A 17,919-nucleotide genomic window follows, 5' to 3' on the forward strand; every position below is an offset into this window, starting at 1 on the left:
CGAATGCCCGGCGGTCAGCCCTTCCAGGCCAGCAATTCCTCGACCGGTCCGGGCAGTTCGCGCTGGAGCAGCGAGCGAAGCATCGGATACGCGCGGGCGTCGCCCGCCAGCACACCGCCCAGCAGGGTGCGGCCGTCCTCGGCCAGTACGAGCTTGGCGTAGGTGCCGGCCTCCCGGTCGGCCCGGACGAACTCCATCGCTCCCGGAGTGGTGGCGTGGGCGTCCCCGAGGCTGGCCACCTCCACGCCGAGCAGCTTGAGCTTGGTGGACATGTCGGCCCCGCCGAAGACGGAGTCCCCGTCGCCCAGGAGCTGATCGGCGACCACCTTGGCCATCCGCAGGCCGGGCGCCGCGAGCCCGTAGCACCGGCCCTCCACGGCCGCGCACTCGCCGACGGCCCAGATGTGCTCGTCCTCCGTGCGGCAGCGCTCGTCGACGAGGAAGCCGCCGCGCTCGGCGCGGGCCAGCCCGGCGGGCTCGGCGAGGTCGTCGCGGGGGCGCACCCCGGCCGAGAAGATCACGAGTTCGGTCTCGATGGTGGTGCCGTCGGCCAGCCGCACGCCCGCCACCGATCCGTCCGGGCCCGCCTCGACGGCCTCGGTGACCGCCGAGCAGTGCACGCCGACCCCGAGCTCGCTGATCATCTCGGCGAGCACGTCACCGGCGCCCTGGTCGAGCTGGACGGCCATCAGGCGGGGTGCCATCTCGACGACGTGCGGGCGCATCCCCAGCAGGCGCAGCGCGTTGGCCGCCTCCAGGCCGAGCAGTCCGCCGCCGATCACCACGCCGGGCCGTCCCTCGGCGCCCTCGGCGGCGGCCCGTATCGCGTCGAGGTCGTCGAGGGTGCGGTAGACGAAGCAGCCGGGCAGGTCGTGGCCCGGCACGGGCGGGACGAACGGGCGGGAGCCGGTGGCCAGGACGAGCGCGTCGTAGGGCACGACGGTGCCGTCGGCGGTCTTCACCGTGCGGGAGAGGCGGTCGATCGCGGCGGCCGGGGTGGACAGGCGCAGATCGACGCGCGGGTCGGCGAGGAAGTCCGGGCGGGCCAGGGTCAGGGCGGTCTCGGCCCGGCCGTCGAGGTAGCTGGAGAGGGCCACGCGGTTGTAGGCGGGCCGGCCCTCCTCGGCGAGGACGACCACCCGCCAGGTGCCGGCGGTGTCGCGGGCGAGCAGGTCGGCGGCCAGGCGGTGGCCGGCCATGCCGTGTCCGACGATGACAAGGGTGCGGGTCATGGAGTGCGTACCTCGGTGCAGAGCGCTCGTACGGTCGCGGTGCAGGAGCCGCAACCGGTGGTGGCGCGGGTGGCGGTGGCGAGGGCGGACAGGTCGTGGGCGCCGGCGCGGACGGCGGCGACGAGGTCGGCTTTGGTGACGGTGTTGCAGCGGCAGACTACGGCGTCGTCCGGGAGTTCGACAGGTCCATTTCTCGCGGGAGGGGTGCCCAGCAGCAGGGCGAGGTGGTCCGCCGGCACGGGCAGGCCCCGGTCGTGGAGCTGGGTGAGGGCGGCGATCGCGCGCGGCAGCCCGACCAGCGTGGCACCCGTCAACCGCCCGTCGCGCACCGCGATTTCCGCCAGCCGCCCCCGGGCGGGGTCACTGAGCGTCACGCGCGTGGCGTCCCGGTCGAGCGACCCCAGGGTGACGAGGTCGAGGCCGGGGAGCCGCGGGCGTACGAGGTCCCGTGTACCGGCGTAGCGGCCGCGCCCGGTGGCCAGGTGGGCGGCCAGCGCGTCGGCCTGGTCGTAGGCGTTGGCGGCCGTTCCGGGGGCGGCGCCCGGGTGTTCGGCGCAGTCGCCGATGGCGTGGACGGCCGGATCGCCGGTGCGCAGGTGGTCGTCGACGACGATGCCCGAGCGCACGGCGAGGCCGGCGGCCCGCGCGAGCGAGGTCTCCGGCACGAGGTCCGGACACGGCAGCAGGATGTCGGCGCGCACCATCCGCCCGTCGGCCAGCCGCACCTTCCCGTGCTCACGGCCCGTCACCGCGTGGCCGAACTCCAGGCTCACGCCGAGCCCTTCGAGGTGTGCGGTCAGCAGCCGCCCGGCGCGGGCCGGAAGGCGGTCGTCCATGGGGTACGGGCCCGGGTGGACCAGCGTCACCTCGCGCCCCGCGCGGCACAGGGCCGCCGCCGTCTCCACGCCGCGGACGCCCCCGCCGACGACCGTGACCTGGCCCGGCGCGAGGTTCGCGCAGTCGGCCGGGGTGCGCGGGCCGCCGCGCGCGCCCGTGGCCAGGACGAGCGTGTGGTAGCCGTACGCCGTGCCGTCGGCGGTGCGCACCAGGCGCCGCCGCCGGTCGACGGCCGTCGCGGTCGTGCCGGGCCGGACCGTCGTGCCCTCCGGCGGCGGGGGCAGGGTCAGGGCGGCGGGGGAGAGGGTGCCGTCGAGCACGGAGGTCAGCAGCGCCCGGTTGTGGGCGGGGCCCTCCTCGGCGCCGAGGAGGGTGACCGGGCCGTCGTGGCCGTGGTGGCGGAGCCGGTCCGCGAGGCGGTGGGCGGCCAGCCCGCGCCCGACGACCAGGATGCCGCCCATCAGCGTTCGCCGCAGGGCTCGACGCGCACCGCGCATACCTTGAACTCCGGCATCCCGCTGCGGGGATCGAGGGCCGGGCTCGTCAGCAGGTTCGCCCTGCCCTCCCCGGGAAAGTGGAACGGCAGGAACACGGTGTCCGTGCGCATGCTCCCCACCAGCCGCACCCGGGCGACGGTGCTGCCGCGCGCCGAGCTGATCCGGGCCCAGCCGCCCTCGGCGAGGCCCGCGCGCCCCGCGGTGTCGGGATGGATCTCGACGAACGGCTCCGGCGCGGCCGCGGTGAGCTCCGCGACCCGGCGGGTCTGCGCCCCGGACTGGTAGTGGGCCAGGACCCGGCCCGTCGTGGCGAACAACGGGAACTCCGCACCGGGCGACTCGGCCGCTTCGCGGTGCTCCACGGCGGTGAAGCGGGCTCGCCCGTCGGGGTGCGCGAACCGGTCCAGGAACAGCCGTGGCGTACCGGCATGGTCCGCCTCCGGGCACGGCCAGTACAGCGCCTCACCCGCGTCCAGCCGCTCGTAGCTGATCCCGGCGTAGTCGGCGCGGCCGCCGCGCGAGGCGCGCCGCAGCTCCTCGAAGGCGGCCCGCGGCACGGTCGGGAAGCGGTCCGCGGGCTGGCCCAGGCGGACCGCCAGGCCCTGGAGCACGTCCAGGTCGCCCCTGACGCCGGGCGGCGGGGCCAGCGCCCGGCGGCGGCGCAGCACCCGCCCCTCCAGGCTGGTCATCGTGCCCTCCTCCTCGGCCCACTGGGTGACCGGCAGCACCACGTCGGCCATGCGGGCCGTCTCGGACGGCACGAAGTCCGCCACCACCAGCAGGTCCAGGGCGGCCAGCCGCTCGCTGACGTGGCCCGCGTGCGGGGCGGAGACGGCCGGGTTGGAGCCGAAGACCAGCAGCGCCTTCGGCCCGGCCGGGGTGCCGAGCGCGTCCAGGAGCTCGTACGCGCCACGCCCCGGTCCCGGCAGCGAGTCGGCCGGGACGCCCCACACGGCGGCGACGTGCTCGCGCGCCGCCGGGTCGGTGATCATCCGGTAGCCGGGCAGCTGGTCGGCCTTCTGGCCGTGCTCGCGCCCGCCCTGGCCGTTGCCCTGCCCGGTCAGGCAGCCGTAACCGGAGCCGGGCCGGCCGGGCAGGCCCAGCGCCAGCGCGAGGTTGATGAACGCGGCTGCCGTGTCCGTGCCCTTGCTGTGCTGCTCGGCGCCGCGCCCGGTCAGGACGTACGCGCGCCGGGCCGCGCCCAGCAGCGCGACGGCCTCGCGCATCTCGGCGACCGGCACGCCCGTGACCCGTTCGACGCGCTCGGGCCACCAGGCCGCCGCGCGCTGCCATGCCGCGTCGAAGCCGTTCGTCCGCTCCGCCACGTACGCCTGGTCCACGTGCCCCTCGACCACGGCCAGGTGCAGCAGGCCCAGGGCGAGCGCGAGGTCGGTGCCGGGGGCCGGCTGGAGGTGCAGGGCGGCGCGCTCGGCGGTCGCGCTGTGCCGGGGATCGATCACGATCAGGTCCGCGCGCGCGAGGTGACGCATCAGCGGCGGCATGGTCTCGGCCGGGTTGGCGCCCGCGAGGAGGATCACCTCGGCGTCGCCGAGGTCGGTGACGGGGAACGGCAGCCCCCGGTCGACGCCGAAGGCGGCGTTGCCGGCCGTGGCGGCGGAGGACATGCAGAAGCGGCCGTTGTAGTCGATCTGGCTGGTGCCGAGCGCGACGCGCGCGAACTTCCCCAGGAGGTACGCCTTCTCGTTGGTCAGCCCACCGCCGCCGAAGACGCCCACGGCGTCCGGCCCGTGCTCGGCCCGCAGCGCCGCGAGCCGCCCGGCGACGAGGTCGAGGGCGGCGTCCCAGCTCGCGGCGGCGAGCTCACCGCCCACGCCCCGCACCAGCGGCGTCGTCAGCCGTTCCGGGACGGCGAGGAGCGCGGGCGCGGTCCAGCCCTTCTGGCACAGCCCGCCTTGATTGACGGGGAAGTCGACCCGGGGGCGCACGGTGACGCTCCCGCTATCGGGCACGAGCCGGGTGCCGCACTGGAGGGCGCAGTAGGGGCAGTGGGTCTTGACCTCCGGCCGGGTGCGGTGCCCCATGCCGGGGGCGGGGCCGGGCTGCGGCCCGGTGTCGGGCGTCGTCGCCCGAGGTCCGGCGTCGGCGCCGGTTGCCGGCATGGCTCCGGGCGCGCCTTGGGGCACGGCCCCGGTCCCGGCCTCGGGCACGGCTCCGGTCCCGGCCTGGGGCACGGCTCCGGCCCGGGGCGGGTCTCCAGCCTTGGCCTGAGGCCCGGTTCCGGCCTGAGGCATGGCCCCTGAAGTCGCCTGGGGCACAGGCCCGGCTCCGGCCTGCGGCACAGCGCCGGCTTTGGCCTGAGGCCCGGTCTCGGGCGTCGCCCGAAGCACGGCCGCGGCCCCGGCCCGGGGCCCGGTTTCGGGCTCGGTTTCGGGCGTGGCCTGCGGCCCGCCCCGGGGCATCGCCCCCGGCAGGGGATCACGCACGGGACGCCTCGAACGCCGGTGCCCCCGCCCGCTCGCGGCGCAGATACACCGCCCAGGTCACGACCGTGCAGGCCGCGTAGAAGACGAGGAAGGACCAGAAGGCCGGTTCGCCCGAGCCGCCGCCCGCGGTGCCGCCGTAGGAGGCGCGGAAGGCGAGGTTGATGGCGACGCCGCCGAGCGCGCCCACCGCGCCCGCGATGCCGATCACGGCGCCCGACAGGCGCCGCGCGCCGGCGGGGCCCGTACCGGCCGCGGCCGCCTCCTGGGCGAAGACCGCGGGGATCATCTTGTACGTCGAGCCGTTGCCGATGCCGCTGAGGACGAACAGCCCGGTGAACCCGGCGACGAACAGCCCGAACGAGCCCTCGGCGGAGGCGATCAGCAGCACGGCCGTACCCGCGCCCATCCCGACGAAGCTCCACAGCGTCACCCGGGCCCCGCCGAACCGGTCGGCGAGCCTGCCGCCCGAGGGCCGGGCCACCGAGCCCAGCAGCGGCCCGAGGAAGGTGTACGAGGCCGCTTCGAGCGGTGTCGAGCCGAACTGGTTCTGGAGGACCAGGCCGAAGGCGAAGCCGTAGCCGATGAACGAGCCGAACGTGCCGATGTAGAGCAGCGAGATCCACCAGGTGTGGCGGTTGGCGGCGGCCTCGCGCTGGGCGCCCGGTTCGGTGCGTACCGCCTCCAGGTTGTCCATCCGCAGCGCCGCCAGCAGCGAGACCAGGGCGATGAACGGCAGGTAGACGGAGGCGACATAGGCCGGGTGGGTGTCACCGGCGGTGGCGATGACGAGGAGGCCCAGCAGCTGGACGGCGGCGACGCCGAGGTTGCCGCCGCCGGCGTTGAGGCCCAGGGCCCAGCCCTGGTGGCGCTGGGGGTAGAAGCTGGTGATGTTCGTCATCGAGGAGGCGAAGTTCCCGCCGCCCACGCCCGCCGTCGCGGCGACGGCCAGGAACACCCACAGCGGTGTGTCCGGCCGCTGGACGAGCCAGGCCGTCAGCGAGGTGGGCACGAGGAGGACGGCGGAGGCGAAGACGGTCCAGTTGCGGCCGCCGAAGCGGGTCACCGCGTAGCTGTAGGGCAGCCGCAGCAGCGCGCCGGCCAGCGTGGGCGTGACCACCAGCAGGAACTTCTCGCCCGGGGTGAAGTGGAAGCCGATGGCCGGCGTCATGAACAGCGCCATGACCGACCACAGGCTCCACACCGAGAAACCGACGTGCTCGGAGACGATCGACAGCACGAGGTTGCGGCGGGCGACGCGTTTGCCGCCGCGCTCCCAGAACTCCTCGTTCTCCGGGTCCCAGTCCCTGATCCACGTCGAGCGGCCGCCGTTCATGGCCGCAGCGCCCGGTCGATGAGGGAGTTCGCCGCGCCGGTGTAGTCGGCCGGGTCGCACAGGGCCTCCAGTTCGCCGGTGGTGTAGACGCCCTTGAGCTCGGGGGCGTCGGCGAGGATCCGGTGCAGCGGGCGGCCGGTCCGCCCCGACTCGGTGGTCGCGGCGGTCAGCAGCTGCTTCGCGGCCGCCTTGCCCAGGCGCGGCGCGAGGACGGCCGCGAGCCGCTCGGAGACGATCTGGGCGCCGGTCAGCGCCAGGTTCTCGCGCATGCGGTCGGCGTGGACGGTGAGACCCTCGGTCAGTTCGACGGCGGTGTGGGCGGCGCCGCCGGCCAGCCGCAGGCACTCGCGCAGCAGTTGCCACTCGGCGTGCCAGGCGCCCGCGGAGCGCTCGTCCTCGCTGATCAGGGCGCCGGTCAGGCCGGCGGCCAGGACGGGCAGCTGGAGGGCGGCGCTGCGGATGAGCGTGGCCAGCACCGGGTTCCGCTTCTGCGGCATGGCCGAGGACGCGCCGCGCCCGGCGGTGGTCGGCTCGGCGATCTCGCCGACCTCGGTGCGGGCCAGCGACAGGACGTCCGCCGCGATCTTGCCGAGGGCGCCGCCGGTGAAGGCCAGGGCCGCGCCCAGGTCGGCGATCGGGGTGCGCAGCACGTGCCAGGGCAGCACGGGTCGGGCCAGGCCCGTCTCGTCCGCGAACGCCGCCACCAGGCGGCCCGCGTAGCCGGGGTCGTCGACCCCTTCGAGCCGCGCGTACTCCAGATAGCCGGCCAGCGTCCCGGCGGCGCCCCCCAGGGACACCGGCAGGGAGCGCTGGACCCGCGCCAGGCGCTGGGCCGCGTCCAGGACCAACTGCCGCCAGCCCGCCGCCTTCAGCCCGAAGGTGGTGGGCACGGCGTGCAGGGCGAGCGTGCGGCCGGCCATGAGGGTGTCGCGGTGCCGGTCGGCGAGGATGGCCAGCGACTTGGCGGTACGGGCCAGGTCCGCCCGGATCAGCGTCAGCGTCCGGTCGGCGACCAGCATGGCGCCGGTGTCGAAGATGTCCTGGCTGGTGGAGCCGCGGTGGACGTACTCGGCCGCCTGCGCGTCGTCGGCCGCGACCAGGCGGGTGAGCGCCTGGACGAGGCCGACGACGGGGTTGGCCGTCTCCCGGGCGGCCAACGCCAGGGCGCGCGGGTCGAGCCGATCGGCCTCCGCGGCGTGGGTGATGGACTTGGCGGCCGTCTCGGGGACGGTGCCCAGGCGGGCCTGGGCCCGGGCCAGGGCGGCCTCGGCGTCGAGCATGGCCTGCAGCCACGCCCGGTCGCCGGTGGCCGCCTCGGCCGGGGTCCCGGCCCGCACCGGCGACAGCAGCCCGCTGTCGAGGGGCGGTTCCGGTGCGCACACGGTCACACGATCACGCCCGTCAGCTCGGCGTCGCTCAGGGCCGGGCGCAGCGCGGCCGGCACGTGGGCGACCGGCGGCAGGCCCAGCACCGCCCGCGCGATGGCGTCGGAGTCGCCGAGGGTCACCGAGTCGACGCCGGGCCGGATGCCGGCCGCCGTCACCCAGTGCACCGACTCGGTCGGCACCCCGTAGGCGAACCGCCGAGGGTGGGCGTGACCCCGCCCGTCGATCACGTGATACGGCCGTTCCGTGACCGCCAGACCGCCCGTCTCATAGCTCGTACCGCTCGCGGCGTCGATGCGGAAGGTCGTGATCTGGTCGGTGTTGAGCAGGTGGCGCAGCAGCGGATCGGCGGTGCGCCGCAGGTCGGGCTCGGGCAGCCGCGCCTCGATCAGGACCTTCGAGCGGATCGCCGGGCCGGGGACGGTGGTGGACTCGGCGACGAAGGCCGGGTCGGTGGTGTCGATGCGGACGACGGTGCCCGGCCCGGTGACCTCCAGGACGCCGGCCTCGACGAGCGCGATCATCTCCTCGATGCGCGAGGCGGGCGGGCCGATGGACAGGAACGCGTTGAGGGGCGTGTACCAGCCTTCGAGGTCGTCGCGGTGCGAAGTCCCCTCCAGGCCGCCGTGGTCGACGGCGAGGCGGATCTCGTTGCGCAGGTCCCGCAGCACGTCGAGCGCGGCCTTCAGCGGGCCGCTGACGTTGCCGGCCCGCGCCTCGCGCACGTCGTCGGCCAGATAGCCCAGCAGCCAGGCGCGGAACTCGTCGCGGTCGGCGAACTCCCGGTCCCCGTACGGCCTCGACAGCCGCTCCCAGCTCCACCGGTCCTCGGCGGCGACGGCGAAGGCGTCGAGGAGCTCGTCGCGGTGCTCCTCCTCGGCCAGGGCCAGGAAGCCCTTGACGAAGGCGTCCCGCTCCTCGTCGCGGCCCTGTGCGGTGAGGAGGGCGCCGTAGTAGACGCTCTCCACCTCGCGGGAGATCAGCGGCCACAGGTCGGTGGTGAAGCGCACCGGCTCGCCGTTCGCGGCCCGGTCGCGCAGGCCGGCGATGTACTCGGCGGTCAGCAGCTCGGGGAAGTAACGGCCGTACGCGCCCTTCTCGTTCTCGCCGCGGGCGTGGTACGGGATGCCGCGCCGGGAGAAGGCGTACAGCTTCGGCTCGTCGCCGGACGGCCGGTAGACGAGCTTGTCGCCCTCGCGGACGAAGGCGCCGCCGCGGCCCGCGGTGAAGAGCGCCATGTGGTCGAAGAAGTTCAGGCCCAGGCCGCGCAGCAGGACCGGCGCGCCCGGCGCGATCGTGCTCAGGTCGAGGTCGGCGGGGTTGGCCGGGGTGACGTAGTCGAGGTGGTGGATGCGCGCCAGGCTGGAGGTGCGGGCCTCGCGGGGCGAGAGGTGCGCGGGGACGTGGCCCAGCGCCATGACGATGGCGTCCAGTTGGTTGAGCCGGGTGCCGTCCTCCAGGCGGATGCCCTGCGGGCCGCCGGGCAGGCCCTCGGTGTCGGCCATGGCGACCGCGCGCGAGCGGTGCACCTCGACGGTGACGTGCCCGGGGGCGCGGGCGACGACCTGCTGGAAGCTGTCGTGGAGGTACGCGCCGTAGAACGCCCGGGTGGGGTACGTGTCCGGGCCCAGCGTCCGGGCCTCGGCCAGGGTCTCCTCGTCGTGGCCCCCGGCCTGGCCGGCCTCGGCGAGCAGGGCCAGGCCGCGCGCCCACTCGTACAGGCTCGGGCCCGGCTCGATGGGCCCCTCGATCCGCGCGCTGTCGTCGGTGTAGACGGTGATCTGCGAGGCCACGGTGTTCATCAGCAGGTGGCGCGACTGGTCCGAGCGCCAGACCGTGCCGGCGCCGGGCGCGGACGGGTCGACGACGTGCACGGTCACGGCCGGGTGCGAGGGCGTGGCGCGCTCGTTGGCGCACAGCCGCTCCAGGACGGACAGGCCGCGCGGGCCGACGCCGACGACGCAGATTTCCATGCGGTTGCTGCTCATGCGGGGGAGCCGTTCCTCGTCTTCAGCAGGCGGGCGAGTTCGAGGCGCTTGATCTTCGTGGTGGCGGTGTGCGGCAGGTCCTCCAGCCGCCACTGCACGGGGTCCGCCATGGGCGCGAGGCCCTGGACGGCGTGCTGCCAGGCCACCGGGTCCAGCGGCTTGTCGTCCTTGGTGCACACCACCGGCACCGCCCTGCCGTCCTCACCGGGGACGATGATGACCTCGACGAGCTCGTCCAGCCGGGCGAAGAGGGTGTCCTCGACGGCCAGGGTCGACTCGATGCCGGGGATCACGTCGACCTCGCGGTCGAGCAGGTGCAGACAGCCCTGCTTCGTGCGGTAGCCGACGTCGCCCATGCGCCACCACTCGCCGTCGGCCTGCTTCTCCCAACGGGCGTGCTCACCCAGGTAGGTGATGATGCGGCCGTCGCTGCGGACCTCGATGTTGCCGGGCGAGGTGCGGGAGGGCGGGTTGCCGTCGCGGCTGATGACGCGCACGCCCGTCATGCCGGGGAAGGGCATGCCCACGCAGCGGCCGTCGGCCTCGGCGCCGCGGTCCTTGGTGTACGTGCGGGCGGCGATCGGCCCGACCTCGCTCTGCCCGTACGCCTGGGCGAACAGCGGGTGGTTGCGGCGTGAGGCGCTCAGCAGCCGGTGCACGGTCCGCGGGTGGATGGCGTCGAAGGTGGAGCTGAAGTACTTGACGTTGGCCAGCGGCGCGCGCGGGTCGTCGACCAGCTCCTCCCAGCGCATGAAGGAGTTGGGGTGCGCCTCGATGAAGCCGGGGGGCGCCTGGGTGAAGATCTCGCCCACGGACGCGGGGTCGTCGTCGGCGAGCACGATCAGCGGGTGGCCCTGGAGCACGGCGATCGGCATGGCGGTGAACATCCGGGAGTGCACGAACGACACGTGCACGGCCAGCGGTTCGCGCTTGCTGACCAGCGAGACCACCGTCGCCTGGGGGCGGTAGCGGGCCTCGAAGGTGGCACCGGTGTGCACGGCGAGCTTGGGCGTGCCGGTGGTGCCGGAGGTGTGCGTGATCAGCGTCGGGTGCTCGGGCGGCATGGCCACCGGTGCGACGCGGGCCACGCCGGCGAGCGAGGCGAGCTCGGTGGCGCCCTCGTGGCTGCCGGTGGTGAGCAGCACCTGCTCGGACAGGCCGAAGACCGCCTCCGGCAGGTCGTTCTCCAGCTTCGCCTGGTCGGTGACCAGGTGCGGGCGGTTCACCCGGCGCAGCAGCTCCGCGACCGTGTCGCCGTCGAGCTTCGACGACAGCAGGACCGGGATGGCGCCGATCCGTGCGACCGCGCAGGCCAGCAGCGTGATGTCGAAGCAGTCCGTCTTGTGGACGACGACGTATTCGCCGGTGCGTACCTTGGCGGCCCACAGCCGGGAGGCGAAGTCGTCGATCAGGTCGGCGATCTCCGTCAGCGTGGCGCGGCGGCCGAGCCGCGGGGCTATGTCGAGGGTGTGGTCGAGGATGATCAGATTCGCCGGGTGCTTCGCTGCGGCTCGGTCGAAGAGCGTGCCCAGCCGAATTCCCTTATTTCCGATGCGTTGCAGAAACATGTACCCGCTATCTCGCTCGTGGCTGCAATGAAATCGACGGCGCGAATCCGGCCGCGCGCCCGGGGGTCAGCTCTTCTCGATGACGTCCTTGATGCGCTCGAGCGTGACGTCCAGGTCCTGCTCCAGCTTGGCGGCCCACTCGTCGACGAAGCGCTTGCGGCCGGCCTCGTCGAGATCGGCGACGATGTGGTGGATTCCCTCGGTCGCCCGGCCCATACGGAAGTGGTGGGTGAGCTTTGCGCCGTCCCCGGCGGGCTCGATGTCGAAGCCCCAGACGCTGTCCTGGTTCTCCTGGGCGTGGGTGAGCATCACCCAGCGGAAGGTGGTGCCGGGGTCCGCCGCGACCACCTTGGCCTCGGTGAACCAGGTGCCGCGGATGAGCGGGGCCCAGGCGACGACCTCGGTGCTGCGCAGGTTCTCACCGCGGAAGATCGCACCGACCGTCGAGGGCTCACCGGAGGTCCACTCGCCGCCCATGCATTCCGGGCTCCATTCGGAGCTGCGGGCCAGGTCGCTGACCACCGAATAGATTTCGAGCGGGGTGGCCGACACATGGATGTCGGCGCGGCACTCGAAAAGCGGGCTGGAATCAATGATGGATTCGCTCATGGGGAAGACGATGCCGGGGGCCGCGCGGCCCGGTCAAGAAAAAAGCCGAGTGTTGTCAAGTCGGCGCGCCGGTTTCCGTGCGCCGTTTATCCGGTGGGGCGCAGCAAAGAATGCCGACAGCATGATGGACGCGCTGCCGGCAGTCTTTTCACGTATATGTGGTGTGCGGGTGCGAAGAAATGGCGTACGGGCGTGGAGCTCAGTCCTGGGACTCCGTCCGGAGGACGAGACGACGGCCGTTGGCCTCGCCGGCCTCCACCCGCCGGTGCGCCTCGGCGGTCGCGCTCAGCGGCAGGATGTCCACGGCGCGCGGGCGCAGCAGCCCGGCCGCGAGCAGCCGGTTGATGCCCTCTGCCGCCTCCGCGAGCTCCCCGGTGGTCGCCTGCGAGATCGCGAAGCCGACGACCGAGCCGTCCTTGAGGTAGAGCGGCCCGACCGGCAGGACGGGGCGCGTGCGCAAGCCGGCGAGCAGGACGATCCTGCCCCGCTTGGCCAACAGGTCGACGGCCGTGGGCAGGTCGTTGCGGGCCGAGGTGTCGATGTAGAGGTCGGCGCCGCGCGGGCACGCCGCGCGGATGACGTCCGCCTCCGCGGGGTCGCGGTAGTCGACGACCTCCGCCGCGCCCAGCGAGCGGCAGTAGTCGGCGTCCTTGGCGCTCGCCGTCGCCACGACCCGGGCACCGGCCTGGGCCGCCATGACGACGAGCGCGCTGCCGACGTTCCCGCCGGCGCCCGCGACCACCACCGTCTCCCCGGCCCGCAGCCGCCCGTGGGTGAAGAGGGCGAGGTGGGCCGTCGCCGCCGGGTGCGCCAGCGCGACCGCGTCGGCCGGCGCCACGCCGTCGGGCAGGTGGTACAGCCGCTCGGCGGGCACCACGACCCGCTCGGCCGCCGCACCCTGCCGGCCGCCGTGGCCCATGCTGTTGGACCACACCACGTCGCCGGGGCGGAAGCCCGGAGCGCCCGGCCCGGCCCGGTGGACCGTGCCGACCAGGTCCCGGCCGACGACGAACGGGAACTCGACCGGGGTGCGCCAGGCACCCGAACGCACAAAGGTGTCGACGTGGTTGACGGTGGCGACCGTGACGTCGACGATCACATCGGTCGGGCCCGCTTGCGGGACGGGCAGCTCGCCGTACTTGATGACGTCCGGCGGCCCGAGCTCTTCGATATAGGCGGCGCGCTTGATCACGCCCTGATCCTGACAGCCCCCCGGTGCCCCCGTCTGCGGGCGCACCGGAAATGGCCCGACCTCTGTCAAGTCCGGGCGAAGATAGGGGCCGTGGGGGCGCGCGGCAGGAGGGACGGGCGCGGACTCGTACGGGAACAGGGGGCGGCCCGTGCGAAAGCGCTCCCGGCCGGTCGCGGGCCGCCGCACGGCGATTGGCCCAAGGAAATTCCCGCCGAGTGGCCCACCTCCCGGGTCCACTCCCCGGCTTATGGTCGCCGCGTGACCAACGATCAGCAGACACCGGCAGAGAAGACCACCGTCGACTTCTACTTCGACGCCGCCTGCCCCTTCTCCTGGATAGCCTCCCGCTGGATCCTGGAGGTCGAGGCGCGGCGCGACATCGACGTCCGATTCCACGCCATGAGCCTGTTCCTGCACAACGAGGGAAACGACCTTCCCGAGTGGTACCGCGAACTGGTCGACAAGTCCATCGGCCCGGCGCGCGTCGCGGTCGCCGTGGCCCAGGGGCACGGCGAGGAGCACCTGCGCGACCTCTACACCGCCTACGGCACCCGCATCCACCAGCAGAAGAACGAGGACTTCGACGCCGTCGTCCGGGAGTCCCTGGCCGAGCTCGGCCTGCCGGCCGAACTGGCCGCCGCCGCCCACGACCCGGCCTTCGACGCCGCCCTGAAGGCCAGCCACGACAAGGGCAAGGACCCCGTCGCGGACGCCTACGTCGGCACGCCCACCCTGCACATCGACGGCGTCGCCTTCTTCGGCCCCGTGCTCAGCTCCATACCGCGCGGCGAGGACGCCGTACGGGTCTTCGACGGCGTGCGCCTGCTCACCGGCTACGCCGACTTCTTCGAGCTGAAGCGCACCCGCACCGGCTCGCTGAACGTGGACTGACGGACATGACGGGCATGAGGGAACGGTTCGCCGAGATCACCCCCGACGACCCCCGCATGGCGTCCGGCGTCCGGCCGCTGCTGCACGCGCTGCGCCCGGCGCTGACGGAGGAGGGCTGTGCCCGCTTCGTCACCGAGGCCCACGGGCAGGGCCTCGTCTTCCTCGCCGCGTACGAGGCCGCGTACGAGGCCGCGTACGAGGCTGCGCACGAGGAGGAGGGCGCGGAGGAGGGCGCGGAGGAGGGCGACGGCGCCTGCGTGGGCCTGGCCACCTACCGCGTGCTGGCGACCAGCCGCGGCCGCGTGCTCCAGGTCGACGACCTCGTCACCGACCCGGGGCTGCGGTCCACCGGCGTGGGCACGCGCCTGTGGGAGGAGCTCGTCGCCCGGGCCGAGCGCGCCGGCTGTGCGCGCGTCGAGCTCGACTCGGGCGTGACGAACCACGGTGCCCACCGCTTCTACCACTCCCGCCGGATGGCCGTCTCCGCCTTCCACTTCGCCCACGACCTCACGGCGGGCCGGCCGGTCGCACCATGACCACCCCCGGCCCCCAGGGGCCTCAAACGGCAGAGATCCCGTCGCGCGACGCGACGGGATCTCTCTTTCTCGTGGCTTTCGGGGCCGTACTCGCGCCCTCCAGCAGCCCGCTGCGGGCGACCAGATAGCCCAGCTGCGCGCGGCTGCGACTGCCCAGCAGGTCGGCGGCCTTCTTCACATGGGCGGAGACCGTGCGGGTGCTGATCCCCAGCCGGGCGGCGATGGCCGCGTCGGTGTGGCCCCGGACGATGAGTTCCAGGACGGCGCGGCGCGTCTCATGGGTCAGGGGCTCCGGTCCGGTGTTGCCCTCCTCGTGGACCGGCTTGGCGCGTTCCCATATGTACTCGAAGTACTTGAGTAAGTATTGGATGACGCCCTGGTCCTGTATGACGAGCGCGGCGGTGCGGCGCTGCTGGTCGCCGGGGATGAAGGCGACCGAGCGGTCGCAGATGATGAGCCGGTCGATGACCTCGTCGACCGTACGGACCTGGGCGCCGCCGGCGCAGATCCGCTCGATGTAGGCGAGGGTGGGGCCGTGCGAGCGCACGGTGTGCTGATAGACGGTCCGCTGGCGCACCCCGCGGGCGCTGAGCGCGAGGTCGCGTTCGAGCGCCTCGGCGAGCAGCTCGGGGTCCCGGCCGCCGCCGGGCTGGGCCGTCAGCAGCTCCCGGCGGCAGGAGCGCACGGCCTTCTCCAGGGCCGCGCTGATGGAGCTCTCGCCGAGGATCAGCCGGACCGGCGCCGAGCGCTGCTGCACCTCCTGATAGACGGTCTCCAGGCGGGAGACGGACACCCGCATGGAGGCCAGCGTGTGCTGCTGGGTGAGGATGGAGCGCTCGATGGGGCGGGCCATGTCGAAGAGCGCGACGTCCGGCGGCACGGGGACGTACGTGCCCAGAGCGTCCGGTGAGGGCCGCAGCAGCCCCAGTTCCAGCAGACACTGGGGCACCGGGCCCGAGGCGGTGCCCTGGATCAGCGCCTCCCGGTAGTGCTCCATGCCGGGGCCGCACACTTCGATCTGACTGTTCTGTCCGGTCTGATCACGTCTTACGCACATTCGCTCCCCCTTCTGGTTTCCGCACTTCTCGATCATGATGCCATTCGGGTCTGATGAATGATGAAGTTTTCTCGTTAGGGTCCTCGAAGGCGCTCGGAAATCAAATGCGCCGGAATGTGAAGAGGTGGGGGACCCATGAAACGCCACGTTATTCCCGGAACCTTTGATCTTTTTTCTCCGACCGCTTCCGAAGGATTCAACGCGTCCGGACGGAACGGAGTGTCAGATTCCGCGCGGTGCGATTCCGCGTGGGGCTGAGTGCCGCCAGGCGCGCTCGGTTCCCCGATATCAAGACGAATTCCCAGGAGGTGGTCCGCATGGCCGGAACGGCCGTGGTGACCGGTGCGAGCAGCGGTATCGGGGCGGCCACCGCCCGGCGGCTCGCCGCGGCAGGCCATGACGTCGTCGTCATCGCCCGCCGCGAGGAGCGGCTGACCCGGCTCGCCGAGGAGATCGGCGGGCGGGCGCTGCCGCTCGACATCACCGACGCGGGCGCGGTCGAGGCCGCCGTGGCGGCCCTGGACGGCTGCGACGTCCTCGTCAACAACGCGGGCGGCGCCCTGGGCGCCGATCCGGTGGGCCTCGCGGACGCCGACCACTGGCAGTGGATGTTCTCGGTGAACGTCCTCGGCACGCTGCGCGTGACGCAGGCGCTGCTGCCCCTGCTGCGCAAGGGCGAGGGCGGCACGATCGTCAACATCACCTCGACGGCAGCCTTCGTCAACTACGAGGGCGGCGCGGGCTACAGCGCCGCCAAGCACGCCGAGCACGCGCTCACCGAGACCCTCCGCCTGGAGCTGTGCGGCGAGCCCGTACGGGTCGTGGAGATCGCGCCCGGCATGGTGGCGACGGACGAGTTCGCCGTCAACCGCTTCCAGGGGGACACCGCCAAGGCGGCCTCCGTATACGACGGCGTGGACCGGCCGCTGACCGCCGAGGACGTCGCCGAGTGCGTGGCGCTGGCCGTCGGCCTGCCGCAGCACGTCAACGTCGACCAGCTGGTGGTGCGCCCCCTCGCGCAGGCCGCCCAGCACAGGATTCACCGCGGGCCGCTGTTCCGGGGCTGACCGGGACCGGGCCGCAAGCGATCCCGGGGGAACCCCCGGACACAGGGAGATAGTTCGTGAAGCTGCACCGTGAGACCCTCACCCCGCAACTGCTCCAGTACGACGACTTCGACGACCGGGGCGAGGCGCGCTACCTGCCCTACCTGATGTACTTCCACCGGGCCGACTACCGCTCCGCCGTCATCAACACCGACCGGCTGGGCTTCCGGATCTCCCACGGCCCGGACGGCCGGACCGCGTCCGCGGCCGGTGACGTGCCCCAGGGGCCGGTGAAGCTGCTCATGGGCAGCTCCACGGCGCTCGGCATCGGCGCCACCAGCGACGCGGCCACCACGCCCTCGCTGCTGTGGTCCAAGTACGCCCCCTCCGCCCCCTGGCTCAACTTCTCGGGCCGCAGCTACAACTCCGCGCAGGAGCTCATGCTGTTCGCGCTCCACCAGCACCTGCTGCCCGAGGTCGAGGAGATCGTCGTCGTCTCCGGTCTCAACAACCTCGCGCTCTCCCTGCTTCCCGAGTGGCAGCGCGGCGAGCACGGAGCGTTCTTCTTCTGCGGCGAGTACTACGAGTCGGTGGAGGAGCTGCGGGCCAAGGCGCGCAAGGAGGCCGCCGCGCCCACCAAGGGCTTCAGCCTCCGCGACCGCAAGCCCGCCCCGGCGGCGCCGGCCCGCCCGGCGGAGCGCAAGCGGCCGCTGTCCGAGCTGATCGGCACCGCCGTCGAGCTGACCGGCCGCCACCTGGAGAGCCTGCGCAAGCTCGTCGGCCCCGACGTCCGCATCACCTACGCCCTCCAGGCCATGGCGCCCTGGATGCGCGAGGAGCACGCGCCGCAGGAGAAGCTGCTCTTCGAGGAGTTGAACAGCCTCTCGAAGAACGGTTCCTTCGAGGAGAACTACGGCATCATCGCCTCCATAGCGGCCGGCCGCGCCTACGCCGACGCCCTGCGCCCCGCCGTCGAGAAGGCCGGCGCGCGGTTCTTCGACCTCAACCCCGCCGTCGCCGACGCGGTCACCGCCAAGGACTGGCTCTTCGTCGACCGCGCGCACTACACCGACCACGGCCACGACGTCGTCACCCGCGTCATGGCCGACACCCTCGGTCTGTCCTGACCCCCCCCAGCCACACCACTCACCCCGGAGAGGGCGTGCCCGCCATGTCCATCGTGCGAAAGATCCTCGACGCGCTGTTCCGCCGCAAGCCCAAGAAGAAGAACGACGCCTCCATCTACCCGATGTTCTAGCGCCCCGCCCCGACCAGCGTCCGACAGCACCAGCGAAGGAGGTACG

14 protein-coding genes are annotated in these 17,919 nt (G+C 73.4%); 4 read left to right on the top strand and 10 right to left on the bottom strand.

Translation table 11 applies throughout. The annotated features are described in order from the left end of the window. Window positions 1-14: 14 nt before the first annotated feature. The 9 genes from ACZ303_RS25660 to ACZ303_RS25700 all read right to left on the bottom strand — a co-directional run bounded on the left by ACZ303_RS25660 (window position 15) and on the right by ACZ303_RS25700 (window position 13,085). Complete coding sequence (locus tag ACZ303_RS25660; protein WP_467342744.1) at window positions 15-1,232, bottom strand: NAD(P)/FAD-dependent oxidoreductase; 1,218 nt, start codon at window positions 1,230-1,232, stop codon at window positions 15-17. Further along, window positions 1,229-2,566 carry an FAD-dependent oxidoreductase gene (locus ACZ303_RS25665; protein WP_467342745.1) on the bottom strand — a complete coding sequence of 446 codons (1,338 nt, stop codon included), beginning with the start codon at window positions 2,564-2,566 and terminating at the stop codon, window positions 1,229-1,231. The genes ACZ303_RS25660 and ACZ303_RS25665 overlap by 4 nt, the downstream gene beginning before the upstream one ends. Continuing rightward, window positions 2,530-4,608: a molybdopterin oxidoreductase family protein gene (locus ACZ303_RS25670; RefSeq protein WP_467342999.1), complete on the bottom strand. Its 2,079-nt coding sequence runs from the start codon at window positions 4,606-4,608 to the stop codon at window positions 2,530-2,532. The genes ACZ303_RS25665 and ACZ303_RS25670 overlap by 37 nt, the downstream gene beginning before the upstream one ends. A gap of 394 nt (window positions 4,609-5,002) precedes the next feature. Then, a complete protein-coding gene (locus ACZ303_RS25675; RefSeq protein WP_467342747.1) occupies window positions 5,003-6,343 on the bottom strand; it encodes a nitrate/nitrite transporter in 1,341 nt (446 codons plus the stop codon). Continuing rightward, entirely contained in the window at window positions 6,340-7,725 is a 1,386-nt protein-coding gene (locus tag ACZ303_RS25680) for a nitrosuccinate lyase (RefSeq protein WP_467342748.1), read from the bottom strand. Before ACZ303_RS25680 ends, ACZ303_RS25675 begins: the two co-directional genes overlap by 4 nt. A 2-nt stretch (window positions 7,726-7,727) precedes the next feature. Continuing rightward, on the bottom strand, window positions 7,728-9,716 hold the full coding sequence (locus ACZ303_RS25685; RefSeq protein WP_467342750.1) for an FAD/NAD(P)-binding protein: 1,989 nt from the start codon (window positions 9,714-9,716) through the stop codon (window positions 7,728-7,730). After that, window positions 9,713-11,284 (bottom strand): class I adenylate-forming enzyme family protein, encoded by a 1,572-nt coding sequence (locus ACZ303_RS25690; protein ID WP_467342752.1) that lies wholly within the window; start codon window positions 11,282-11,284, stop codon window positions 9,713-9,715. The genes ACZ303_RS25685 and ACZ303_RS25690 overlap by 4 nt, the downstream gene beginning before the upstream one ends. Window positions 11,285-11,350: 66 nt before the next feature. Continuing rightward, window positions 11,351-11,893: an SRPBCC family protein gene (locus ACZ303_RS25695; RefSeq protein WP_467342754.1), complete on the bottom strand. Its 543-nt coding sequence runs from the start codon at window positions 11,891-11,893 to the stop codon at window positions 11,351-11,353. A gap of 199 nt (window positions 11,894-12,092) precedes the next feature. Then, window positions 12,093-13,085, bottom strand: a complete 993-nt coding sequence (locus ACZ303_RS25700) for an NADPH:quinone reductase (protein ID WP_467342755.1) — start codon at window positions 13,083-13,085, stop codon at window positions 12,093-12,095. Window positions 13,086-13,343: 258 nt separating this feature from the next. Between ACZ303_RS25700 and ACZ303_RS25705 the strand changes: the two genes are divergently transcribed. Further along, complete coding sequence (locus tag ACZ303_RS25705) at window positions 13,344-13,976, top strand: mycothiol-dependent nitroreductase Rv2466c family protein (protein WP_467342757.1); 633 nt, start codon at window positions 13,344-13,346, stop codon at window positions 13,974-13,976. Window positions 13,977-13,981: 5 nt separating this feature from the next. Beyond that, on the top strand, window positions 13,982-14,512 hold the full coding sequence (locus ACZ303_RS25710) for a GNAT family N-acetyltransferase (RefSeq protein ID WP_467342759.1): 531 nt from the start codon (window positions 13,982-13,984) through the stop codon (window positions 14,510-14,512). Between the two features lie 22 nt (window positions 14,513-14,534). Here the strand turns inward: ACZ303_RS25710 and ACZ303_RS25715 are convergent, their stop codons facing one another. Next, window positions 14,535-15,509 carry a LuxR C-terminal-related transcriptional regulator gene (locus ACZ303_RS25715; RefSeq protein ID WP_467342760.1) on the bottom strand — a complete coding sequence of 325 codons (975 nt, stop codon included), beginning with the start codon at window positions 15,507-15,509 and terminating at the stop codon, window positions 14,535-14,537. A gap of 377 nt (window positions 15,510-15,886) precedes the next feature. Here ACZ303_RS25715 and ACZ303_RS25720 point away from each other — a divergent pair, with 377 nt between their 5' ends. Next, window positions 15,887-16,636, top strand: a complete 750-nt coding sequence (locus ACZ303_RS25720) for an SDR family oxidoreductase (protein WP_467342762.1) — start codon at window positions 15,887-15,889, stop codon at window positions 16,634-16,636. Window positions 16,637-16,692: 56 nt separating this feature from the next. Beyond that, complete coding sequence (locus ACZ303_RS25725; protein WP_467342764.1) at window positions 16,693-17,742, top strand: Inducer of phenazine A; 1,050 nt, start codon at window positions 16,693-16,695, stop codon at window positions 17,740-17,742. The last annotated feature ends 177 nt before the right edge of the window (window positions 17,743-17,919 follow it).

The sequence above is a fragment of the Streptomyces sp. NPDC023527 genome (assembly GCF_055560115.1).